The sequence below is a fragment of the Streptomyces angustmyceticus genome (genome assembly GCF_040701845.1).
Taxonomy (GTDB): Bacteria; Actinomycetota; Actinomycetes; order Streptomycetales; family Streptomycetaceae; genus Streptomyces; species Streptomyces angustmyceticus_A.
The window spans coordinates 220491-242559 of sequence record NZ_JBFBHQ010000001.1 but is presented as its reverse complement, the minus strand read 5'-3'; the positions used below and the strand labels follow the sequence as shown (position 1 = coordinate 242559).

The window sequence follows — 22069 nt, the reverse complement described above, 5'->3', positions numbered from 1 at the left end:
CCTCCTCGGGTCCGGCCGGGAAGCCGCCGCACCGCCGGGCCGCCGCACCGCCGGGCCGCCGCACCGCCGGGCCGCCGGGCCGCCGGGCCGCCCGGCACCGAACCGTCAGGCCATCGGACCCCGAGCCGTCAGCCCGCCGGACCCCCAGCCGTCAGCCCGTCACGCTCCCGGCCCGTCCGGCGTCCGCGGCGCGGCGGCCGGGCCCTTCCTGCGGCGCACCTCGTAGCCGGCCAGCACCACGGCCACCGTCAGCAGGCTCAGCCAGAACTGCGCGCGGCTGTCCGGCAGGAACGCCATCGCACCGATCACCGACGCCATCAGCGCCACGGTCACCCAGCTCAACCACGGGAACAGCCACATCTTCAGCGTCAGCCGCTCCGGCTCGGTGCGCTCCAGCTTCCGCCGCATCCGCACCTGCGCGACGGCGATCGCCAGATAGACGAACAGGGCGATCGCGCCGTAGGAGTTGATCAGGAACTCGAAGACGACATCGGGCGAGATCCAGGCGGCGACGACCGACAGATAGCCGACCGAGGTCCCGGCCAGCAGCGCCCGGCGCGGCACCCCGCTCTCGCTGACCGCGGTGAAGCCACGGGGCGCGTCCCCGTGCCGGGTGAGCGCGAACAGCATCCGGGAGGACGTGTAGAGCGCGGAGTTCAGGCAGGACAGCACGGCGATCAGCACCAGGGCGTTCATGACCGTACCGGCCGCGGGCACCGCGAGCCGGTCCAGCACCGCCGCGTACGGACTCACCTCGATCGCCCTCGACGTCCACGGCACCACCGCGACGACGAGGAAGACCGACAGCACGTAGAAGGCCACCACCCGCAGCACGATCGAACGGATCGCGTCCGCCACCGCCCGCTCCGGCTCGGCCGACTCGGCGGCCGCGATCGTGACGATCTCCGCGCCGGTGAAGAACCCGATGCAGGGCACGACGGCCGCCAGCACCGCGCCGACGCCCTCGGGCGCGAACCCGCCGTGGGCGGTCAGATTGCCCAGCCCGCCGGGGGAGTGCGGCCACAGGCCCAGCACGAACAGGGCGCCGAGGAAGAGGAACACCACGATCGCCAGGACCTTGACGGACGAGAACCAGTACTCGAACTCACCGTAGGAGCGGGCGGAGACCAGGTTGGTCGCGGTCAGCAGCGTCATCAGCACCAGGCTGACCGCCCACAACGGTGCGCCGGGCAGCCACAGCTGGACGATCCGGCCGCCGGCCACCGCCTCGACGGCGACCACGATCACAAAGAAGTACCAGTACAGCCAGCCGACCGTGAACCCCGCACGGAGCCCCAGGGTCTCGCGGACATGGGCGTAGAAGGACCCCAGCGCCGGGCGGGCGACCGTCATCTCGGCCAGCATCCGCATGATCAGTACGGTCAGCGCACCGGCCGCCAGGAAGGACAGCACGGCGGCCGGACCGGCGGACCGGATGACCACCCCGCTGCCGACGAACAGCCCGGCCCCGATGACCCCGCCCAGCGCGATCAGCTGCATATGGCGGCGTTGCAGCCCCTGCCGCAGACCGGCCGGCCCCGTCGCCGCCCCGGTCCGTGTCGTGCCGTCGTCCCGTACCGTTCCCGTGCTCATGGCAGGCGACGCTAACCGGCCAACCATGCAGCCGTGTTGCGGCAGTGTGTCGGCGTCCGGGGCGCGTGCCGCGGCGGGCCGTGCCCGTGCTCACAGCGGCAGGACGCACACCGGGACCGGCGCCGCGAACGGCTCGCCCGTGCGCCGGAGCGCCCCGGTGCGGGCGTCCACCGCGAACACCGTCACCGACCCCGACTTCTGGTTCGCCGCGAACAGCCACCGCTGGTCCGGCGAGAAGGCGATCTGCCGAGGGAAGTCCCCGCCCACCGGCACGGTGTCCAGCAGCCGCAGCCGCGCCCCGGCCGCTTCCACGGCATAGCGGGTGAGGCTGTCGTGACCGCGGTTGGCGAGGTAGGCGAAGCGGCCCCCGCGGGTGACCAGGAACTGCGCCGGATAGCTGGTGCCGGGGCCGGTCCCGGTGGATTGCGGCGCACCGGGCGTCAGCCGCCCGCTGCGCCGGTCGTAGCGGCAGACCACGACCGTGTTGTCGACCTCGTTCGCCAGGTAGGCGAAGGCGCCCGACGGGTGGAACGTCAGATGCCGGGGACCGGCGCCGGGCCGCAGCGTCGCGTACGACACCTCGGTGAGTGCGCCGGCCGACTCGTCCAGCCGGTAGGTGTAGACGGTGTCGTTGCCGAGGTCGACGGCCAGCACATGGCGGCCGTCCGGGGCGGTGACGATCTGGTGGGCGTGCGGGCCGTCCTGGCCGGGGCCGGGCGGCGGGTGGGAGTGCGTGACCAGGTGCGTGCGCTCGCCCAGGGCGCCGGTGGCGCGGTCGACCGGGTGCACGGCGACGCTGCCCGAGAGGTAGTTGGCGCTGAGCAGCCAGCGGCCGCCGGGGTGCACCGACAGATGACAGGGGCCGGCGCCGCCCGTGGAGCGGGTGCCCAGCGGCCTGGGCGGCCCGTCCGGCGGCAGCGCCATCGCGGTGACCCCGCCCTGCTGCTGCTCGTCGACCGCGTAGAGGGTGCGGCCGGACGGCGCCAGGGCGAGGTAGGAGGGGTCGGCGACGCCCGCCACGCTGCCGGTGGCGGTGATCCGGCCGGTCGTGGTGTCGTACGTCCCGAAGCCGACGCCGGTGCCGCCGCCCGGGGCCGAGGTGTACGTCCCCAGGAAGAGCGGCCGGTCGCGCCGCGGGCGGTGCTCAGGAGCGTGCCGGTCGGCGGGCGCGGGCGCCGGGTCCCCCGTCAGCTGCCCCGCCCCGCCCGCCGCGGCCAGCCCCGCCGCGACGCCGAGGAAGCGTCTGCGGCCGATCCACGGCCCGGTCTGCGGTCCCGTACGCGCTGCGCTCATCCCACACCTCGGTGTTCGGCGGTCGGTGGTCCGTGATCGGGAGGTCGTGCCAGCAGGGTGGCTCCTCCCGCGCGCCGCGGCAAGTGACGCACGCGTCCGGCGCGGGGTGCCGCGCCGGGGACGGACCCCGGGCCGGCTCGGGTAACCCTGACGATCCCGTACATCCCCGTGATGACCATGACCCCCTCGCGTAGCACTCGAGTCGTACAGCACAACCCATACGCGGGCGGATTCGCCGCACCCCCTGCGGCTCGTAGTTTGTTGATCAAGGAACCGAGATGACCGAGAGGCCACGGATATCTATGTACGGCAAGGCATTCGCCCCGGAATACCAGGGCGAGTTGGGCACGGCACTGGGCGTGAACTCCTCTTACGAGGAGGTGCTGGCGACGGCGAGCCGCGCGCACGCCGAAGCCGGCACAGCCCTGGAGCGGTCCCGGGCCGCGCTCGCGGTCGCCGAGGCCAACCGGCGGCTCGGCCGGGTGACGCAGGCGGGCGACGCCTGGCGGCAGAGCTACCGCAGCGGCCGCAGCGCCGGTGACCGGGGCGCCATGGCCTGGGCGCTGTGGAGCGGCGGCACCCTGGCCCGCCAGTGCGGGTCCCTGCCGCTCGCCCGCCGGCTGCTCACCCACGCCGTGACGCTGGCCGACGGCAGCGGCGACCGTCTCGCCCACGGCTACTCCCTCGCCGGCCTCGCCGAGACCGGCCGCATACAGGGCGACTACGAAGCGGTCGCCGAACTCCACGAGCAGCTGCTCGCACAGGGCCGGGCGCACGGCGAGGCCCGGCACATGGTCTGGGCGATGTCCGGCATAGCCCAGATGCACCGCAACACCGGCGGCTACGACAAGGCCCTGGAGCTCTTCGAGGAATCCGCCCGCATCGCCGCCGAGGCGGACGACTTCCGCGGCCGCGCCTGGTCGCTGCGCGGCGTCGCCGACGTCCTGTCCGTGCAGGGCGAGACGGAGCGGGCGCTCACCCTGCTGTCCGAGGCGGAGGCCATCTGCCGCACGATGGACCTGGCCAGCGCGCTCGCGTACAACCACAAGATGCGCGCCAACGTCTTCTTCCGCGCGGGCCGTTACGAGTCGGCGCGCGAGATGTACATCCTCGCGCTGGGGGAGTTCCGCGAGATGCAGGAGCCCCGCGGGGAGGCGCTCTCCCGGCTCGGCCTGGCCAAGTCCCGCTCCCGCCTCGGCCGCGACCGGGACGAGACACTGGCCGAACTCGCCGCACTGGAAGCCGACTTCACCCGCATCGGACTGCGCCACGCCCGCGACATGGTCATCGCCTTCCGTGCAGAGCTGACCGCGCCACCGGCGCCAGAAACTCCCGCTCCTCGGTGCGATGCCACCACGCCCGGGTCTCCCGCAGTTCCCGCCAGGTCGTGAACCGGTAACGGAACACCCGTGCCCTGATCCGGGCCGGCGGCAGATCGGGGAACGGATTGCGGTGCAACAGCCGCAGCGTGTCCCGGTCGTTCTCCAGCAGCCGTGCGACGAACGGCACGAACCACGACCGCGCATAGGCCGGGGACAGCGCGGCGAACCACATCAGCCAGTCCAGCCGGAGGTGATACGGCGCGAATTGCCGCGGCAGCCGCCGGACCTCGCCCGGCTTGCCGCGGAATTCGTACGGCAGCCAGGTGGTTTCCGGCCCGGTCACCGCGTCCGCGGTCCCCTCCACGACGATCTCCCGGCGCACCCGCGTGATACTCCCGAATGCGCCGTACGAATTGACCAGATGCAGCGACTCGTAGGACGTGTTCATCATCTGCTGCCGGGTCAGCAGATTGCGCGCGGGGCGGTAGCTGAGGGCGAGGACCCCGGCCGTGGCGGCGAGGGCCAGGACCTCGAACCACACGGGGGGCGCGGGCAGCGGCGCGGCCGGCCCGCCCCACAGCGGGGCCGCGGCCGACAGGGCGAGCGCGATGGTCACCCAGTTCAGCCAGGCGAAGTTGCCGGACAGCACCAGCCACAACTGGGTGACGACCATGGCCACCGCGGCCCATCCGGCGATCGGCTGCGGGGTGAACAGCAGCACGGGTACGGCGAGTTGGGCGACATGGTTGGCGGCCACCTCGACCCGGTGGAGGGGCCCCGGCAGATGGTGGAAGAACCAGCTCAACGGGCCGGGCATCGGCTGGGTCTCGTGGTGGTAGTACAGGCAGGTCAGGTCCCGCCAGCAGTGGTCGCCGCGCATCTTGATCAGCCCGGCCCCGAACTCCACCCGGAACAGCAGCCAGCGCAGCAGCCACATGACCGGCACCGGGGGAGCGATCGCGGTGTTCCCGAGGAACACCGCGAGGGAGCCCGCCTCCAGCAGCAGCGACTCCCAGCCGAAGCTGTACCAGGTCTGTCCGACGTTCACGATGGACAGGTACATCGCCCACAGCACGGCCCAGAGCACCATCGCCGCCCACAGCGGCACGGCATCCGCGGCCCCCGCCGCGACCGCGGCGGCCAGCAGCGCCCCGCTCCAGGACCAGAGGGCGAAGAAGCGGTCCGAGAACCGCCAGTGGAAGACCGAGGGCGCCGCCCGGAACGGCACCCGCGCCACGAACGCGGGCACCGGCAGCATGCCGCCCGCGCCGATGAGCGCCCGGAACTGCCGGGCCGCCGCGAGGAACGCGACCAGGTAGAGGACGGCCAGCACGCGCTGGAAGACCAGCCGCCCCAGCCAGTAACCGGAATCCGAGAACCATGCCACCCGCCCATGGGTAGCACTGCCGTCGCGTACGCCGCACCGCGGCACGCGGCGACCCGGAGCGGATCCACCGCTCACTCTTCAAGCGTAGGGAACGGGGCGAATGCAGCAACCTGAGGGCCATTGGAGTGAGTGATGTGCGTCACATATCCGACCCGAATTCCCCGTCGCTGAGCGGGGTCGTATCCGCACCTTCCGATGAGGTGTCATCGCGGCGTCAAAACGCCGAGCGCGCGGAGTGCGGCGTCGTTACTCTGAGGGGCGACGGACGACCTTTCTGGGAGACGCCAACACCATTGGCCCGTCGCGGGAACGCCACAAACCTTGGCCGACCTCCCGGTTTGTGAACAAGGCGCCACCGCGTCGGACCAATACCTCTGATGAAGGAGCGCGTGGTGGCATTGCACAAGGCTCAACACAAGCAGCCCCGTTTGAAGCAGGGTGAGCGGCCCGGACGGATCAAGGAAGTCCGCAATCTGGAAATCTGGGACCGCTGCGCCCCCGTGCGCCTCGCCGGCTGCGATGACGATCCCGCCGAGCCGTATATCTTCCGCGGCATCGACTGAATCACCGATCACTCGGGCACCGGCCCTGACCCGTGGGCTTTCTTTTCCTGGGTCAGGGCCGGCGCCCGAGCAGGCACAGCAGCCGGGTGAGGTCGTCGGCGTCCGCCGGCGGCTCCACCGCGGGAGCGAACAGCCCCGAGGCACCGAGCCCGGCGGCGTACGGCTCCACCTCGCGCAGCGCCGCCCGCGCGAGGTGCCCCGGCAGTCGCTCCTCGGCGCCGATCGCACGGGACAGGTCCCAGGCGTGCACCACGGCGTCGGCCGTCATCTGGGTGCAGTAGGCGCCGGCCGGGCCGGGGCCGTACGAGAGCCGGACCGTGCGGTCCAGCGCCCCGCGCTCCGTGAACGCCGCCACGGCGGCCACCGCCGCGCGGTCCCAGACCCCGGCCGGATCCTCCCCGAGCAGATCGCCGTCGTACTCCGCCCCCACCTCGGCGACCGTCGCGCCGTCCCGCACCAGGCGGGGCACCCACAACTGCTCGGCGGTGAGGTGGTTCACCAGATCGCGCACCGACCACTGCGCACACGGTGTCGGGGCGCCCCACTGGTCGGCGCGGATCGCATGCACCCGGCTCCCGAAGAGCGCCAGGGCCTCGCCGTGGGTCCGCAGGATCTCGTCGTTGTCCATGCTGCCGAGACTAGGAGCGGGCACGGACAACGGCGCTCCGGCGCACGCCCGGTGCCCCGGGAAGCCCGTCCCCGGCCCTGCGGTGACCCGAACGGCCCAACCGGGGGCGGGGGTCTTGCCGCCTTCCTGCCCGCCCGCCGGTCGGCACGCCGCGGCCGTGGTCACTCGGCGTAGAGCCGGCGCCTCGGCACGATCTGCTGGGGCTGGCTCGGGCTGGACCAGAGCAGCTTCATATGGGCCTCGCCGGTCCGTTCCGTGTAGTCGATCCGGATGCTGTGCCGGTGGCCGGCCCGTAGGGTGACGGTCCCCTTGTCGACCTTGGGGCCGTGCGGGGTGGTGCTGTCGATCACCGGCTTGCCGTCGATCCACAGTCGCACGGTGTCGTCGGAGACGGTGGTGAAGGTGTAGGTCTCGTCGAAGCGCGGCTGGACGGTGCCGGTCCAGCGGGTGCTGAAGTGGTCGGCGGGGATCGACGGGTGCGGCGATCCGTCGAAGCGGTAGGCCTTGTTCACCGTCGGATCGACGGTGGTCACCGCGGGCGGCCCGCTGAAGGAGTCGTTCGCCCAGCTCTGTGCCGTCAGCCCGGTGCCGGTGCCGGCGGGTGCCGCGGCGGGCGGTTCGATGGTGAGCCGGATGACGCCGGCGAGCGGCCCGGGGGCGCCCCCGGACGGGGTGAGATCGAAGCCGTCACCGGCGCGGGCGACCGTGACCTGCTGGGAGCTGCCCAGCACCCGGGCCGCGGTGATCTCGAACCGCCCCTTGGCGGTGAGGTGCAGGGGCGCGCCGGCGGCCGGCCAGGAGGTGACCGCGGCGTACAGGACGTCGCCCCGCCGGGAGACCGTCCCCCAGGGCGGGTCCGCCACCAGCCCCGTGTGCCCGGCCCCGTAGACCGCATCGCCCTGGCCGTGCGCGGCCAGCCACCGGCCGGTCTCGCGCAGCCGGTCGACGGACGGCTGCGGGATGCGCCCGTATTTGTCGGGGCCCACGTTGAGCAGGTAGTTGCCGCCGCGGCTCGTCACCTCCAGCAGGTTGCGCACCACGGTCGCCGCCGGCTTCCAGTGGGTGTCGTACCGGGCGAAGCCCCAGTGGTCGTTGAGCGTCATACAGCTCTCCCACAGCTGCCCGTCGACCGGCTCCGCGGGGATCTCCTGTTCAGGGGTGCCGAAGTCGCCGTCGACCACATCGCGCTTGCCGACCCGGTTGTTGACGATCAGGCGGGGGTCGAGGCCGTGCAGATACGCCTGGAGATCGGCGCCGTCCCGGCGGGACCAGCGGTTGGTGGGGTTGTCCGTGTCCCACTCCCCGTCGAACCACAACAGCGCCGGGTCATAGTGCTCGACGAGTTCCTTGAGCTGGGCGTACATCCGCTTCTTGTAGCGCGGGAAGGTCGCCGGGTCGGCGAAGTCCGGGTCGTGCCAGTCCCAGATCGAGTAGTAGAAGCCGAGTTTGATCCCGGCGGCGTCGGCGGCCTTCTTCAGCTCGGCGAGGATGTCGCGGTGCGGGTCGAAGGAGGAGTGGTCGCGCAGGTTCCAGGTGTTCTGCCGGGTCGGCCACATCGCATAGCCGTCGTGGTGCTTGGACGTGATGACGAGGTAGCGCTGCCCGGCGTCCTTGGCCGCCCGGACGATCGCCTCGGCGTCGAAGGCGGACGGGTTGAAGGCGGCGGCCTGCTTCTCGTACTCCTCGTCCGGGATCCGGCACTCGCGCTTGATCCACTCCGCGTTGCGGCACACCGTGCCGTCGGGCCGGGTGTACTCGCCCTCCAGGTTCGAGTACGCGCCGAAGTGGATGAACATCCCGAACCGGTCCTGGCGCCACCACGCGGTGCGCGACGAGGTGAAGGGATCGTCGGTGGCGTGGTTGGTCCCGGGTCCCGCGGCGGGCCGCGGCGGGGGCTTCGCGGCGGCCACGGGGCCGCCGGCGGCCAGCAGCAGGGTGCCCAGCACCCCCATGAGTCCCAGCAGCCGGAACGGTCTGGTGCGGCTGTGCATCGCTCGCTCCTCGGGTCAGTTGGTCACGTACGTGCCTCCTGTGCCATCCCGCATGGTGCAGCTCCGGCTCCGGGACCGGAAGACCCAGGACGCGACAAACATCGGAGCACCGGGCGGAAAGTGGCCGGGAGTTGGGGGTGAGAGCGGGGTGAGAGGACGGAAACCTCGGATCTCAGTGCGGCCTCGGGGGAGCGGTCGGAGCCGCGCCGCCTCCTATGGCCGGAGATCGCTGACGCGGCATCAGCACCCTGGCGTCTCCGCGCACTTGCCGGTTCAATGAGCCCTCCGGTCGCACTCACTGGAGGCACCATGGAAGCCGTCGTCCCGCCCGCCGCCGGCGCCCCGGCCATTCGCTGCGCGGGTCATGAACGCGACTATCCGTCCTTCCTCGACCGTGCGGCGCGGATCGCCACCGGACTGCGTGCGGCGGGAGTCGAGCCCGGCGACCGGATCGCGGTCGTGATGCGCAACGAGCCCGCCCACCTGGAGATCACCGCCGGGGCCGCCCTGCTGGGCGCCTCGGCGGTCCCCGTCAACTGGCACTTCCGCCACGACGACCTGCGGCATGTGCTCACCGACAGCGGCAGCAAGGTCGTCTTCGCGCACAGCGACCTGCTGGAAGCGGTGACCGCCGTGCTCCCCGACGGCGTACGGATCGTCGAGGCCGCCGTCCCCGCCGGTGTCGCGGCCGCCTGCGGGATCGGCGTCCCGCCCGTCACCGGAGAGCACCCGCTGCTGGACCCGTGGCTGGAGGAGCACGCCCCGCTGGACGGGCCCGCCGGGGAACGGCCCCCCACCGTCATCTACAGCTCGGGAACCACCGGGCTGCCCAAGGGCGTGCTGCGCGAACCCGTCACCCCCGAGCAACTCGACGAAGGGGTACGGCTGTTCCTGGAGCGCTTCGCCGTCGCCCCCGGCGGACGCACCCTCATCCCCGCCCCGCTCTACCACGCCTCTCCCAGCCAGCACGCCGTCCTCGCCCTCGCGGCCGGCCTGGACATCACCCTCATGCCGCGCTTCGACGCCGAGGAGTTCCTGCGGCTGATCGCCCACCACCGCATCGAGCAGGTGCAGGTCGTGCCCACGATGTTCGTCCGGCTGCTGCGCCTGCCCAAGGACGTGCGCGAGCGCTACGACCTGTCCTCGCTCACCTCCGTCGTGCACGCCGCGGCGCCCTGTCCGCCGCACGTCAAACACGCCATGATCGACTGGCTGGGACCGGTGCTGCGGGAGTACTACGGCGGCAGCGAGACGGGCGCCGTGACCTGGTGCGACAGCGCGGAGTGGCTGGCCCACCCCGGCACCGTCGGACGCGCCACCGACACCAGCGACGTCGCGGTCCTCGGCCCCGGCAAGGAGCCGCTGCCGGCCGGCGCCACCGGCGACATCTACCTCAAACCGGGCGACGGCTGGCCCCGCTTCACCTACCTCGGCGACCCGGACCGGCGCGCCGCCATGGAAACCCCCGGCCTGCCCGGATACGTCACCATAGGGGACATCGGCCACCTCGACACCGACGGCTACCTCTACCTCAGCGACCGCCGGAACGACATGGTCATCTCCGGCGGCGTCAACATCTACCCCGCGGAGATCGAAGGCTGCCTGCTCGCCCTCGACGGCGTCCGCGACGTGGCGGTCTTCGGCATCCCCGACGAGGAATTCGGCGAGGTCCTCGCCGCCCATCTCCAAACCGAACCCGGCGTACTCCTCAGCGCCGAGCAGGTCCGCACCCATGTCGCCGAACGCCTCGCCGGCTACAAGGTCCCCCGCGCCGTCGTCTTCGAAGAACTCCTGCCCCGCGACGAGTCGGGAAAGCTCTTCAAGCGGCAGCTGAGGGACCCGTACTGGGCGGGGCGGGAGGGGCGGATCTGAGGGGGTTGTCCTGCTGCTTCCGCCCGGACCGTACGCCTATGAGGACACGGTGACGTCGGTGATCTTGGCGGTCACCTTCGTCGAACGGCCGGCGGTGGTAAGGGAGACCGAGTCGTAGGTGAGCTGGTCTCGGTCGGACAGCTCCATCGTCTGGATGACGGGTCCACTCTCGTCGCCGTCGATCTCGTAGGTGATGGAGAGGGTCTTCTTCGGGTCCAGTGACGTTGCGCTGACATACGACAGGTTCGGTTCCACCGTGATGTTGCACCCGGCACTGCCGAAGCACTGCTTCTTCGTGGTTTTCATGAACAGCGCGAAGTCATTCAATGTGGGGCTGTCGTTGTAGGTCTCCTCGGCCTCTTCGGTCGACTCTGTGGGGCCCTCGGAGGGCGCCGCATGCGCCGACGTGGCCGACGTTGACTTGGGGGCCGCGGCCTCGCCGCCAGAGCCGGAGAGGAGCATTGCGGTGGTGCCGGAGGAGATCGCCGCGATGATCATGGCCCCCACGATCGCCCCGATCACGGGACGCCTGCGCGTGGAGGAGGGCGAAGACGGCGGGACTGGCGGCATCGGCGGCATCTCGGAGGTGACTTCAGTTGTTTCGTCCACGTCATGGTTCCTTTGAACTCACGAGGCGCTATCCGGCTTTGGTGTTTCGCTTGGACTCAGGGCCAGGCCACCATGCGTGCCTCACCCGTGATCTGGCGGCTTGCCGCCCACGTGGGCAGGGCCCGCGGCCTCGCGCCCGGTGGGCCCGGCGTGTTGGCCGTTCCATAGCCCGGCGCTCGGCGGCGCGGCCTGAGTCTCGTCGCTCGTCTCGGCTGCCCGTCGGTCACCACCAGCCGTCGCGACTGCGCCAGATCGGTGTGTACCGCCCCGTTGCTTTCCGGTGCACCAGCACCCCGACGATGTAGACCGGCTTGAGGAGCCACCAACCCGCCCACACCTCGAAGACGAGGCACCACCACAGCAACATGAACGGCGCGGTGACGCAGCCGGCTCCGCCGCCGTTGCTGCGCCGCCGTCCGCCGCTCAGTGGAATGCTGCCGCCGATGGACAACGGGCCGGGAAACGGGATGCGCCAGCGCAGCCGCATGGGCATGTTCCTTTCGTGGCTACTTGCCGATGTGGATCTTCTCGCTGTCGAGCAAAGCGGTGTGCGTCGTCGCGACAACCATCAGAAGAACGAGCAGCAGCCCGGTCCAGTTCTTCGGGTCATTGCCGGACACGGCGGTGGAGAAGACGAAGATGCCGACCTCGACCACCACGTAGACGGCCGCCAGCCACGGCTTGATGACGCCCTTCACGGCGGCCACGACGAACGGCACTGCGGCGAACAGACTGAAACTGACCAGTGGCACGAGCGTCCAGATCACCTGGGCGAGGGTCGAGCCGAACATACGCGGCCGGGCCGGGGTGAACGGCGAGTTGACGTACGGGTTCGGGCTATAGGTCATGGTTTCCCCCAAGTTGACTGCACGACATGGCCATTGTGAGGGAAGTGTGAAGGTTGAGCGAGCAACAAGTTGTCTTCGTGTCGGATCCGTAACGCATGCAGCTACCTGTGGGGCACGCGTGACGCTTTCCACCGGGGTCCGGCTGACGCTGGAGAACACGGATTGCGCCCGGTTCGTCGAGGCTCCAGCGCCGGTACACAGCCGCTGACCGGCTCTCGCGGCCCAACCGGTGACGGGCCCGGTCTCCCGGTCACGGTGCGCCCTCGCCCTCCTCTTCCCCGGCCCCCGCCCAGAGGCGCCTTACCCCGGAGGTAATCGCCCCGTACCGCCCCGCCTGGAAACGTGGAGGTGGAAGTGGAGACCGACGCACCAGCCACCCCCGCAGGAAGGGCAGCCCCATGACCGCGTACGCCATTGCGCACCTTCGGCCCGCCGTGCCGCATCCGGAGGTCATCGAGTACATGGAGAGGATCCAGCCGACCCTGGATCCGTTCGGTGGGCGGTTTCTCGTGCACGGCGCCGAGGTGGAGGTGGTCGAGGGCAGGTGGCCCGGTTTCGTTGTCGTCATCGGGTTTCCTGATCTGGCTCGGGCGCGGGGGTGGTACGGATCGCCTGCCTATGCGGAGATCCTGCCGTTGCGTACGCGGCACATCGAGGGCGATGTGGTGCTGGTGCCCGGGGTGCCCGATGGTTACGACCCGGCCGGGACGGCGGCGAAGGTGCGGGAGGCGGCGGCAGCCGGATGACGTCCCAGGAGGCGGTGTGCCCGCGGCGGCCGGGGTGCGCCCGTGGCCGGTCCGTGACGGTGGCCGGCGCGGCCCCGTACGAAGCGGGCGAAAACTGCGTACCGGCCTGACCGGCGTCCTGCTCCCCCGCTAAAGTTTCACCAACAGCGCAGGTGAAACCGCTTTCACAGGGTTCGGGGGGCAGCCGCCCCGGGGGAGGACACTGAGCGACATGAGCCGCCGTTCCCACGGATTAATGGCCGTCTGGGCCGAGGCGCAGCGCCAGCAGCAGCGCCAGCAGGAAGCCCAGCGCCGCGCGCGAGCACAGCAGCAGCGCGACCAGGAACGGCAGGCGCGGGACGCCGAGCGCGCCATGGCGCGGATGCACCGCGAGCGGCAGGCCGCCTACCGGCAGCAACGCGAGGCCGACGCACGGCGGCGGACCGAGGAGCTGGACGCCCGGGTCGCCGCACTGACCGGCCTGCTCGCCGACGGCTGCCGCGCCCCCGCGTTCTCCGCCGCCGCGCTGCTGCGCTCGGAGCGGATAGCCGAGTTCGCGCCGGGAGCCCTCGCCACCCCGGTGCCGATGCCCGACCCGGCCCGCTACCACGCGCCGACGGGCGGCTGGCACCTCGGCGCCCGCCGCGACCGGGCCCAGGAAGAGGCCCGCGCACGCTACGAGCAGGACTGGTTCACCGCGCAGGCCGCGGAGAGCCGGCGGCAGGCCCAACTCGACGCCTACCGGCAGCAGTACGACCAGTGGGCGGCCGGCGCCCTCGCCGAGATCCGGCAGCACAACTCCGGAATCGAGGAGTTGCTCTCCGGGCTGCGAGCCGGTGACGCGGACGCGGCCGTCGAGTACTTCTCCGCGGCGCTGTACTCCTCCACCGCCTGGCCGGAGGGCTTCCCCCGGCAGATCGCGGCCGCCTACGACCCGACGGCCCGCCAGCTCGTCCTGGACTGGGAGCTCCCGGGCTACGACATCGTCCCGGAGACCAAGTCCGTCCGCTATATGCCCACCGCCGACCAGGAGAAGGAGACCGCCCGGCCGGCCGCGCAGCGCCGGGCGCTCTACCGCGACGTGCTGGCCCAGAGCATGCTGCTGGTGCTGCGCGACCTCTTCGCCGCCGACGGCTACGGCACGCTCGACTCGGTGGCGCTGAACGGCTTCGTCGACGACGTGGACCCGGCGACCGGCCGTCCGGCCCAGGTGTACCTCGCGACGGTCATGGCGCCCCGCAGCGCCTTCGACTCCTTCCGCCTCGAACAGGTCGGCGCGGTGGAGTGCCTGACCGAAGGGCTGCGCGGACAGCTCGCCGCCCGCCCCGACCAGCGCACCGCCGTACGCCCGGAGCGCCTTCCGGGCGATGCCGGCGGCGGGGTCGTCTCGCACGGCACGGAGAGCGAACCGGACCTGTACGAGATGGACCCGATAGCCTTCGAGAACCTCATCGCCGAGCTCTTCCGGGCCATGGGCATGCAGGCCGTGACCACGCAGCGGTCCGGCGACGGCGGCGTCGACGTCGACGCTCTGGACCCCGACCCGATCCGCGGCGGCAAGATCATCGTGCAGGTCAAGCGCTACCGCAACACCGTCCCGCCGACCGCGGTCCGCGACCTCTACGGCACCGTCCAGTCCGAAGGCGCCAACAAGGGGGTGCTGGTGACCACCTCCCGGTTCGGCCCCGGCGCCCACACCTTCGCCAACGGCAAACCGCTCAGCCTCATCGCCGGCCCCGAACTCGTCGATCTGCTCGGCCGCTACGGGCTGCGCGGACGGCTCGGCGGGGCGGCCCCGGCCGGTGCCGCCGCCGCGGAGGAGACGCCCGACCACAACATCCTCGGCATGAACTGGTCCGGCGAGGTCGCCCTCGACGTCTGCGCCCTGGTGTGCAAGGGGACCAGCGTGCTCAGCGACGATCACTTCGTCTTCTACAACAACCCGCGCAGCCCGGACGGCGCGGTGCGGATGCTGCCCGGCTTCGCCCCCGACCGGGCCGCGATGCAGGTCCGGTTCGAGGCGCTGCCGCCGGCCGCCGACCGGCTGGTCCTGGTCGCAGCCATCGACCCCCAGGCCGACCCCGACGCCGACCTGTCCGGCTTCACCGACGCCCGGATCCGTCTGCTGGACGCGTCGGGGGAGGAGCTCGGCTGCCTGGAGGTCTCGGACGGACGCCGCGGCGAGACCGCCCTGGTCCTCGGCTCGTTCCGCCAACGCTCGGGCGGCGACTGGGACTTCGTACTCGGAGGCAAGGGCTTCCCCGGGGGGCTGGAAGCGCTGGTGCAGGAGTACGGCATCGAGGTCGCCTAGGAAGTGTCGTTCGCGGGCCCCGGTGGGGACCGTGCCCCAGGGCAACCGAACCCGGCACCGGCCGGGCTGGAGGAAAGAGTGGAAGGTCACGACAGGTCCCGCCGCGCACGGCTGGCCGATCACAGCGCCGTCTCCACGACCCTGGCCCTGTGCGGCGATCGCGGGCTGCGCGAGCTCGTGGACGCATCCGCGCCGCTCGGTTCCGGCTTCGGCGGGAAGCCGTCGCTGCTGGACGTCGCCGGCACCCCGGTCTTCGTGAAGCAGGTGCCCCTCACCGACCTGGAGCGGCAGCCGGACCACCTCCGGTCCACGGCGAACGTCTTCGGGCTGCCGGCCTTCTGCCAGTACGGCGTCGGCGGGCCGGGCTTCGGGGCCTGGCGGGAACTGGCCGCGCACCTCATGACGACGAACTGGGTGCTCGCGGGGGAGTACGAGGGCTTCCCGCTGCTGCACCACTGGCGGGTGCTGCCCGCCACGGCGACGCCGCTTCCCGAGGAACTGGCGGACGTGGAACGGGCCGTCGCCTACTGGGGCGGCGGCCCGGAGGTGCGCCGCCGGATCGAGGCGCTGCGGCGGTCCTCGGCGACCGTCGCGCTGTTCCTGGAGTACATCCCGCAGAACCTGCACGAGTGGCTGGGCGTTCGGCTCGGCGCCGGTGACGAGGCGGCCGACCGGGCCTGCGACATGGTGGAACGGGAGCTGCACGCCGGCGTGTCGTTCATGAACGCGCGCGGGCTCCTGCACTTCGACGCCCACTTCGAGAACATCCTGACCGACGGCCGGCGCCTCTTCTTCACGGACTACGGCCTCGCGGTCTCCTCCCGGTTCGCACTGTCGCGGGAGGAGGCCGGCTTCTTCGAGCGGCACCGGACCTACGACCGTTGCTACACCGTCACGCAGCTGGTGCACCGGCTGGTCACCGAGGTCTACGGGTACGGCAGGGACGAGCGTGACGCGTGGGTGCGCGCATGCGCCGCCGGCGAGCGTCCCTCGGGGATCCCGGGGCGGGCCGCGGAGCTCATCGCCCGGCATGCGCCGCTCGCCGCGGTGATGGCGGAGTTCTTCCGCAAGGTGCAGAAGGAGAGCCGAGCGACCCCGTATCCGCTGGAGGAGATCCGCCGGGTGGCCGGCGGGGCGTACGGGGCGTGACGTCCGCGTGGAGCCTGCCGACCAGGCGAGCAGCCGGGGGGCCTCGTCCGGTTCCCCGGCGAGCAGCGCGTACCGCTCGCGGAGGGGCCTGGGCGGAGGGCACGGGCGCAGCGTGGTTGCGGATCGGTGGGTGGGGGACGGGTGGCCGGTGGGCCGGGGGAGCGGCGGCCCGGGCGCTCGCCCGCGTCGAACTCCAGGTGGCCCTCGGCGCCTTGCTGCGCCGCTTCCCACGATGCGGCCCGCGGTGCCCCGCGACGAGATCGCCTTCCGCACGGACCTGGCGGCTGCCACGCCTGCCCGTCACCTGGTGAACCCGCCTGCCGGGCACCTGTGCCGCGGCCCGGACGTTTCCCCCACACACCACAACAAGCCCACGGAGCCCACCGACATGAAGATCACCCTTGACGCCGACAAGTGCTGCGGCGCCGGCCAGTGCGTGCTGATCGCCCCCGAGGTCTTCGACCAGCGCGACGAGGACGGCGTGGTCGTGCTGCTCGACGCCGAACCGCCCGCCGCGCACCACGCCGTGGTGCAGGAGGCGGCCGCCCTCTGCCCCGCCGCCGTGATCGAGGTCCACGCATGACCGGCCTGCCGATCGCCGTCGTCGGCGCCTCGGCGGCCGGTCTCGCCGCGGCCGAGACGCTGCGCCGCTCCGGCTGGCGCGGTCCGCTCACCCTCATCGGCGACGAACCCCATCTCCCGTACGACCGGCCGCCGTTGTCCAAACAGCTGCTGCACGGCGCCTGGGCGCCGGAGAAGCTGCTGCTGCGCACCACCGACCAGCTCGCCCCGCTCGACCTGGACCTGCGGCTCGGCACCCGCGCCACCGGCCTCGACGTGGCCACCCGCACCCTCACCCTCGACGACGGCGCGGAGCTCGCCTGCGCCGGCGTGATCATCGCGACCGGGGTCGCGGCCCGTACCCTGCCCGGCGCCGACCGCATCGACGGAGTGCACACCCTGCGCACCCTCGACGACGCCCTGGCCCTGCGAAGCCGGCTGGCCGGTGGGGGTGCCCCCGCCGGTGAGGGCGCGGCCGCCGGGGGAGGGGGAGGCGGCCTTCGCCTGGTGATCGTCGGAAACGGGGTCCTGGGCTGTGAAGCCGCCGCGGTGGCACGGGACCTGGGGCACGACGTCACCCTCGTCGGCATCGAGTCGACACCGATGGCCGCGGCCGTCGGCACCGAGGTCGGCGAGCTGCTCGCCGAGGAGCACCGCGCCCGGGGCGTCCGGCTGCTCACCGGAGCGGTGGACGGCTTCGAGACGGCGCCCGCGGACCCGGCCGGCGGCGGCGCCCCGCGGGTCACCGCCGTCCGACTGGCCGAGGGGACCACCCCCGGCGGGGGTACCCCCGGCAGTGGGGGCGCGGCCGCCGGGGGAGGGGGAGGCAGCCGGCTGCCGGCGGACCTCGTGCTGGTCGCGATCGGCTCCCGGCCCGCCGTCGAGTGGCTGGACGATCCGGCCCTGGACACCGGCGACGGGCTGCGCTGCGACGCGTACTGCGCCGCCGCCCCCGGCATCTACGCGGCGGGCGACGTGGCCCGCTGGGACCATCCGGTCCACGGCCGCCCGCTGCGCTTCGAGCACCGGATGAACGCCACCGAACAGGGCATGGCCGCCGCCCGCAACCTCCTGGCCGAACTGGCCTCCGCGGCGCCCGCCCCCGCGGGGGCCGAGGAGGCGGCCCCCGCCCAGGAGCGCCGCCCGTTCGCCCCCGTGCCGTACTTCTGGTCCGACCAGTACGACGTCAAGATCCAGGCATACGGCCTGACGGCGGGCGCCGACCGGGTCGAGACCACCGTCGTGGACCGGGCCGAGCGGCGCGTCCTGGCGCTCTACGGCCGGGACGGCAGTGCCGTCGGCGTGCTCATGGCCGGGCTCCCGCCCCGCCAGGTCCGGGCGCTGCGCGCGGTCGTCGCCGCTCCGCTGCCCTGGGAGGAGGCACGCGAGCGGATCGCCGCCGCCACGGCGCCCGGCTGACGGCGCACGGGCGGCCGTGCCCGATCATGGAGGGATGGCCGACTCGTACGTACGGGTGCGCGGCGCCCGTGAGCACAACCTCCGCACCGTCGATGTGGACATCCCGAGGGACGCGCTGGTCGCGTTCACCGGGGTGTCCGGATCGGGCAAGTCCTCCCTCGCCTTCGGCACCCTCTACGCCGAGGCGCAGCGCCGCTACTTCGAGTCCGTGGCCCCCTACGCCCGGCGGCTGATCCACCAGGTCGGCGCGCCCAAGGTCGAGGACATCACCGGACTGCCGCCCGCCGTCGCCCTGGAACAACGGCGCTCCGCGCCCACCTCCCGCTCCTCGGTCGGCACCGTCACCACCCTCTCCAACACCCTGCGCATGCTCTTCTCCCGCGCCGGCGACTACCCCGAGGGGGCCACGGAGCGGCTCGACTCCGACGCCTTCTCGCCCAACACCGCGGCCGGCGCCTGCCAGGAGTGCCACGGACTGGGCACCGTCCACCGCGTCACCGAGGAGTCCCTCGTCCCCGACCCCGCGCTCTCGGTGCGCGAGGGCGCCGTCGCCGCCTGGCCCGGGGCCTGGCAGGGCAAGAACCTCCGCGACATCCTCGACGCCCTCGGGCACGACGTCGACCGGCCCTGGCGCGAGCTGCCGCAGGCCGACCGGGACTGGATCCTGTTCACCGACGAACAGCCCGTCGTCACCGTGCACCCGGTCCGCGACGTGGGACGGATCCAACGCCCCTACAAGGGCCAGTACATGAGCGCCCGGCGCTATGTCCTGCACACCTTCGCCGACTCCAAGAGCGAGACCCTGCGCCGGCGCGTCCAGGGGTTCATGGTCGCCGAGCCCTGCCCGGTGTGCCACGGGCGGCGGCTGCGCCCGGAGGCGCTGGCCGTCACCTTCGAGGGCCACGACATCGCCACCCTCGCCGGCCGCCCGCTGAGCGCCCTCGCCGAACTGCTGCGGTCCACCGCCGAGCGCCCGGACGACGAGGTGGCACCGGTCCTGGCCCGCGACCTGGTGGCCCGCATCGGCGTCCTCACCGAACTCGGCCTGGGCTACCTGAGCATGGACCGGCCCGCGCCCACCCTGTCGACCGGCGAACTCCAGCGGCTGCGGCTGGCCACCCAGCTGCGCTCCGGCCTCTTCGGCGTCGTCTACGTCCTGGACGAGCCGTCCGCCGGCCTCCACCCCGCCGACACCGAGTCCCTGCTCACCGTGCTGAAGCGGCTCAAGGAAGCGGGCAACTCGCTGTTCGTCGTCGAGCACGACATGGACGTGGTGCGCCGCGCCGACTGGATCGTGGACGTCGGCCCGCGCGCCGGGGAACACGGCGGACAGGTACTCCACAGCGGCCCCGTCGCCGCGCTCGCCAACGCCCCCGACTCCGCCACCCGCCGCTTCCTCTTCGACGCCGCACCGCCCGCCGAGCGCACCGTGCGCCGCCCCTCGGGCACCCTGACGCTGCGCGGCGTCACCCTGCACAACCTGCGCGGCCTGGACGCGGCCTTCCCGCTCGGCGTCTTCACCGCCGTCACTGGCGTCTCGGGATCGGGCAAGTCGACGCTGGTCACCCGCGTCCTCGCGGACGCCGTACGCGACCACCTCGGCACGGGCGAGGAGCCGCCGGACACCGCAGACGGCGACGCCACCGGACCGGAGGCACGGGCACAACTGGCCGGGGCGGAGGGCCTGGGGGCGATCGACCGGCTGGTCCGCGTCGACCAGAAGCCGATCGGCCGCACCCCGCGCTCCAACCTCGCCACCTACACCGGGCTGTTCGACGCGGTGCGCAAGGTCTTCGCCGCCACCGACGAGGCCCGCGCCCGCGGTTACACGGCGGGCCGGTTCTCCTTCAACGTCGCGGGCGGGCGCTGCGAGACCTGCCAGGGCGAGGGCTTCGTCGCCGTCGAGCTGCTCTTCCTGCCCGGCACGTACGCACCCTGCACCGCCTGCCACGGCGCCCGCTACCGCCCCGAAACCCTGGAGATCACCTACCGGGACCGGACCGTCGCCGACGTCCTGGCGATGACCGTGGACACCGCCACGGCGTTCCTGGCCGACGTCCCCGCCGCGGCCCGCAGCCTGCGCACCCTCCAGGACGTGGGCCTGGGCTACCTGCGGCTCGGCCAGCCCGCGACCGAACTGTCCGGCGGCGAGGCACAGCGCATCAAGCTCGCCACCGAACTCCAGCGCACCCGCCGCGGTCACACCCTCTACCTCCTCGACGAGCCCACCACCGGTCTGCACCCCGCCGACACCGAGGTACTGCTGCGCCAGCTGCACGGCCTGGTCGACGCCGGGCACACCGTCGTGGTCGTCGAGCACGACATGGGGGTGGTCGCGGGCGCCGACCACGTCATCGACCTCGGCCCGGGCGGCGGCGCGGACGGCGGCCGGATCGTGGCGGCCGGCACCCCGGCCGAGGTCGCGGCGGCACCGCTCAGCCGTACCGCGCCCTACCTGGCACGGCGGAGGGCGCGGCCGGACGCCTCTTGACGGTCCGCTAATGTACGCAGGTCAGATCAGCAGTCATCAGCACCGCGCAGCACTGCGCAGCACCACGGAGGGGGCATCTCTCATGGCAGACATCGAGAAGGCCAGGGCGGCGTTCGCCCGGTTCGACGCGGACGGCGACGGCCAGGTCACGCCGGAGGAGTTCAAGCACGCGATGGCCGAGATGGGCGACCCGTTCGTCACCGGCCCGGTCGCCGAGGCGGTCATCAGGGCCAAGGACACCGACAGCGACGGCCGGATGTCCTTCGACGAGTTCTGGCAGGCCCTGCAGGACTGACGTCCGCACCCCGCCCTTCTCACACCCCCTTCGCCCCCGGTTCGCCCGCGGCCGCGCGCAGCGCCACCAGCCCGCGGGCGATCGGGGGCTGCCGCTCGCTCCCGCGCCGCACGGCCGCCACGAACCGCCGCACGGGCAGATGTTCCCCGCGCAGCGGTACCCGGACGACCGGGTACCGCTCCGGGAGGGGGGCCAGCCGCGGCACCAGGCAGATCCCGAAGCCGTGCGCGACCAGCGCCGCGACCGCGGACCAGTCGACCGCGTGGTGGCGCACCCGCGGGGTGAAGCCCGCCGAGGCGCAGGCGGTCAGCAGCAGCCGGTGCTGATCGGCCGGATCGCCGGCACCGATCCAGCTCTCCCCGTCGGCCTCGGCCAGCGCCACCCCCTGCGCCGCACACCCGGCGAAGCGGTGCCCGGCAGGTACCAGCAGATCCTGCGGCTCCTGCAGCACCGGTTGCTGCAGGAAGCGCGCATCGTCCGACGGCGGCATGCCCTCCGCCACGATCACCACGGCGATGTCCGCCCGGCCGGCCAGCAGCAGTTCGAAGCGGTCGGTGTCCGGATCCTCCCCGATGTCCACCGCCAGCCGCGGCAGCTCCGCGCGCAGGCGGGCCGCCGCCGGCGCGATCACCCCGGTGATCGCCGTCGCCACCCCCGTGATCCGCAGCCGCCCAGCCACCCCGTCCGCGTACCCCGCCAGATCCGCGCGGGCCTCCTCCCAGCGCAGGAAGAGCGCATCGGCGTGCTCCACCAGCGCCAGCGCCGCAGGCGTCAGGCGCACCCTGCGGCCCGCCGGCTCCAGGAGTTCCAGCCCGAGCCGGTCCGACAGCTGACGCAACTGCTGGGAGACCGTCGACGGCGTCAGGTGCAGGGCCGCGGCGGTGGCGGTGACGGTGCCCTGTTCGTGCAGGACGCGCAGGGTCCGGAGCCGGGGATCGATCATGGCCGGGAGCCTAGGGGGTGCGGCCCTGACCCGCCCCGCTGGGGGAGACGCCCCCGGGAGACCGACCAT

General features: G+C 72.7%; 19 protein-coding genes. 10 read left to right on the top strand and 9 right to left on the bottom strand.

What is annotated here, in order from left to right; translation table 11 throughout:
- Positions 1-159 precede the first annotated feature (159 nt).
- The gene (locus AB0411_RS01015; RefSeq protein ID WP_366415055.1) at positions 160-1593 is read right to left on the bottom strand and encodes an amino acid permease; all 1434 of its coding nucleotides are present in this window, start codon (positions 1591-1593) and stop codon (positions 160-162) included.
- A 90-nt stretch (positions 1594-1683) separates the two neighbouring features.
- Entirely contained in the window at positions 1684-2886 is a 1203-nt protein-coding gene (locus tag AB0411_RS01010; protein WP_366415054.1) for a lactonase family protein, read from the bottom strand.
- Between the two features lie 302 nt (positions 2887-3188).
- On the opposite strand from AB0411_RS01010, the gene AB0411_RS01005 reads away from it, so the two are divergent.
- Positions 3189-4277, top strand: coding sequence for a tetratricopeptide repeat protein (locus tag AB0411_RS01005; RefSeq protein ID WP_366415602.1), 1089 nt, complete (start codon positions 3189-3191; stop codon positions 4275-4277).
- On the opposite strand, the gene AB0411_RS01000 is transcribed toward AB0411_RS01005, so the two are convergent.
- Entirely contained in the window at positions 4171-5595 is a 1425-nt protein-coding gene (locus AB0411_RS01000) for a lipase maturation factor family protein (protein ID WP_366415053.1), read from the bottom strand. The two genes, AB0411_RS01005 and AB0411_RS01000, sit on opposite strands and share 107 nt — an antisense overlap.
- 392 nt (positions 5596-5987) lie before the next feature.
- On the opposite strand from AB0411_RS01000, the gene AB0411_RS00995 reads away from it, so the two are divergent.
- On the top strand, positions 5988-6158 hold the full coding sequence (locus tag AB0411_RS00995) for a hypothetical protein (protein ID WP_158101079.1): 171 nt from the start codon (positions 5988-5990) through the stop codon (positions 6156-6158).
- Between the two features lie 52 nt (positions 6159-6210).
- On the opposite strand, the gene AB0411_RS00990 is transcribed toward AB0411_RS00995, so the two are convergent.
- Positions 6211-6786 carry a TIGR03086 family metal-binding protein gene (locus AB0411_RS00990; protein WP_366415052.1) on the bottom strand — a complete coding sequence of 192 codons (576 nt, stop codon included), beginning with the start codon at positions 6784-6786 and terminating at the stop codon, positions 6211-6213.
- A gap of 161 nt (positions 6787-6947) precedes the next feature.
- Entirely contained in the window at positions 6948-8777 is a 1830-nt protein-coding gene (locus AB0411_RS00985; protein WP_366415051.1) for an alpha-L-fucosidase, read from the bottom strand.
- Positions 8778-9086: 309 nt separating this feature from the next.
- Here AB0411_RS00985 and AB0411_RS00980 point away from each other — a divergent pair, with 309 nt between their 5' ends.
- Positions 9087-10649, top strand: a complete 1563-nt coding sequence (locus tag AB0411_RS00980; protein WP_366415050.1) for an AMP-binding protein — start codon at positions 9087-9089, stop codon at positions 10647-10649.
- Positions 10650-10685: 36 nt separating this feature from the next.
- Here the strand turns inward: AB0411_RS00980 and AB0411_RS00975 are convergent, their stop codons facing one another.
- From AB0411_RS00975 to AB0411_RS00965, 3 genes are all read right to left on the bottom strand, one after another.
- A complete protein-coding gene (locus tag AB0411_RS00975; protein WP_366415049.1) occupies positions 10686-11258 on the bottom strand; it encodes a hypothetical protein in 573 nt (190 codons plus the stop codon).
- A 223-nt stretch (positions 11259-11481) separates the two neighbouring features.
- Positions 11482-11751, bottom strand: coding sequence for a hypothetical protein (locus tag AB0411_RS00970; protein ID WP_366415048.1), 270 nt, complete (start codon positions 11749-11751; stop codon positions 11482-11484).
- A gap of 13 nt (positions 11752-11764) precedes the next feature.
- Complete coding sequence (locus AB0411_RS00965; protein WP_366415047.1) at positions 11765-12106, bottom strand: hypothetical protein; 342 nt, start codon at positions 12104-12106, stop codon at positions 11765-11767.
- 398 nt (positions 12107-12504) lie between these two features.
- Between AB0411_RS00965 and AB0411_RS00960 the strand changes: the two genes are divergently transcribed.
- The 7 genes from AB0411_RS00960 to AB0411_RS00930 all read left to right on the top strand — a co-directional run bounded on the left by AB0411_RS00960 (position 12505) and on the right by AB0411_RS00930 (position 21057).
- Positions 12505-12852, top strand: coding sequence for a DUF1330 domain-containing protein (locus tag AB0411_RS00960; protein WP_366415046.1), 348 nt, complete (start codon positions 12505-12507; stop codon positions 12850-12852).
- Between the two features lie 211 nt (positions 12853-13063).
- Positions 13064-15142, top strand: coding sequence for a restriction endonuclease (locus AB0411_RS00955; protein WP_366415045.1), 2079 nt, complete (start codon positions 13064-13066; stop codon positions 15140-15142).
- Between the two features lie 78 nt (positions 15143-15220).
- Positions 15221-16291 (top strand): protein kinase family protein, encoded by a 1071-nt coding sequence (locus tag AB0411_RS00950; RefSeq protein WP_366415044.1) that lies wholly within the window; start codon positions 15221-15223, stop codon positions 16289-16291.
- Between the two features lie 388 nt (positions 16292-16679).
- Complete coding sequence (locus AB0411_RS00945) at positions 16680-16874, top strand: ferredoxin (protein WP_366415043.1); 195 nt, start codon at positions 16680-16682, stop codon at positions 16872-16874.
- Complete coding sequence (locus AB0411_RS00940; RefSeq protein WP_366415042.1) at positions 16871-18271, top strand: NAD(P)/FAD-dependent oxidoreductase; 1401 nt, start codon at positions 16871-16873, stop codon at positions 18269-18271. Before AB0411_RS00945 ends, AB0411_RS00940 begins: the two co-directional genes overlap by 4 nt.
- 34 nt (positions 18272-18305) lie before the next feature.
- Positions 18306-20762 (top strand): excinuclease ABC subunit UvrA, encoded by a 2457-nt coding sequence (gene uvrA, locus AB0411_RS00935; RefSeq protein WP_366415041.1) that lies wholly within the window; start codon positions 18306-18308, stop codon positions 20760-20762.
- A gap of 82 nt (positions 20763-20844) precedes the next feature.
- A complete protein-coding gene (locus tag AB0411_RS00930; protein ID WP_086719256.1) occupies positions 20845-21057 on the top strand; it encodes an EF-hand domain-containing protein in 213 nt (70 codons plus the stop codon).
- Between the two features lie 19 nt (positions 21058-21076).
- On the opposite strand, the gene AB0411_RS00925 is transcribed toward AB0411_RS00930, so the two are convergent.
- The gene (locus AB0411_RS00925) at positions 21077-22000 is read right to left on the bottom strand and encodes a LysR family transcriptional regulator (RefSeq protein ID WP_366415040.1); all 924 of its coding nucleotides are present in this window, start codon (positions 21998-22000) and stop codon (positions 21077-21079) included.
- Between the last annotated feature and the right edge of the window lie 69 nt (positions 22001-22069).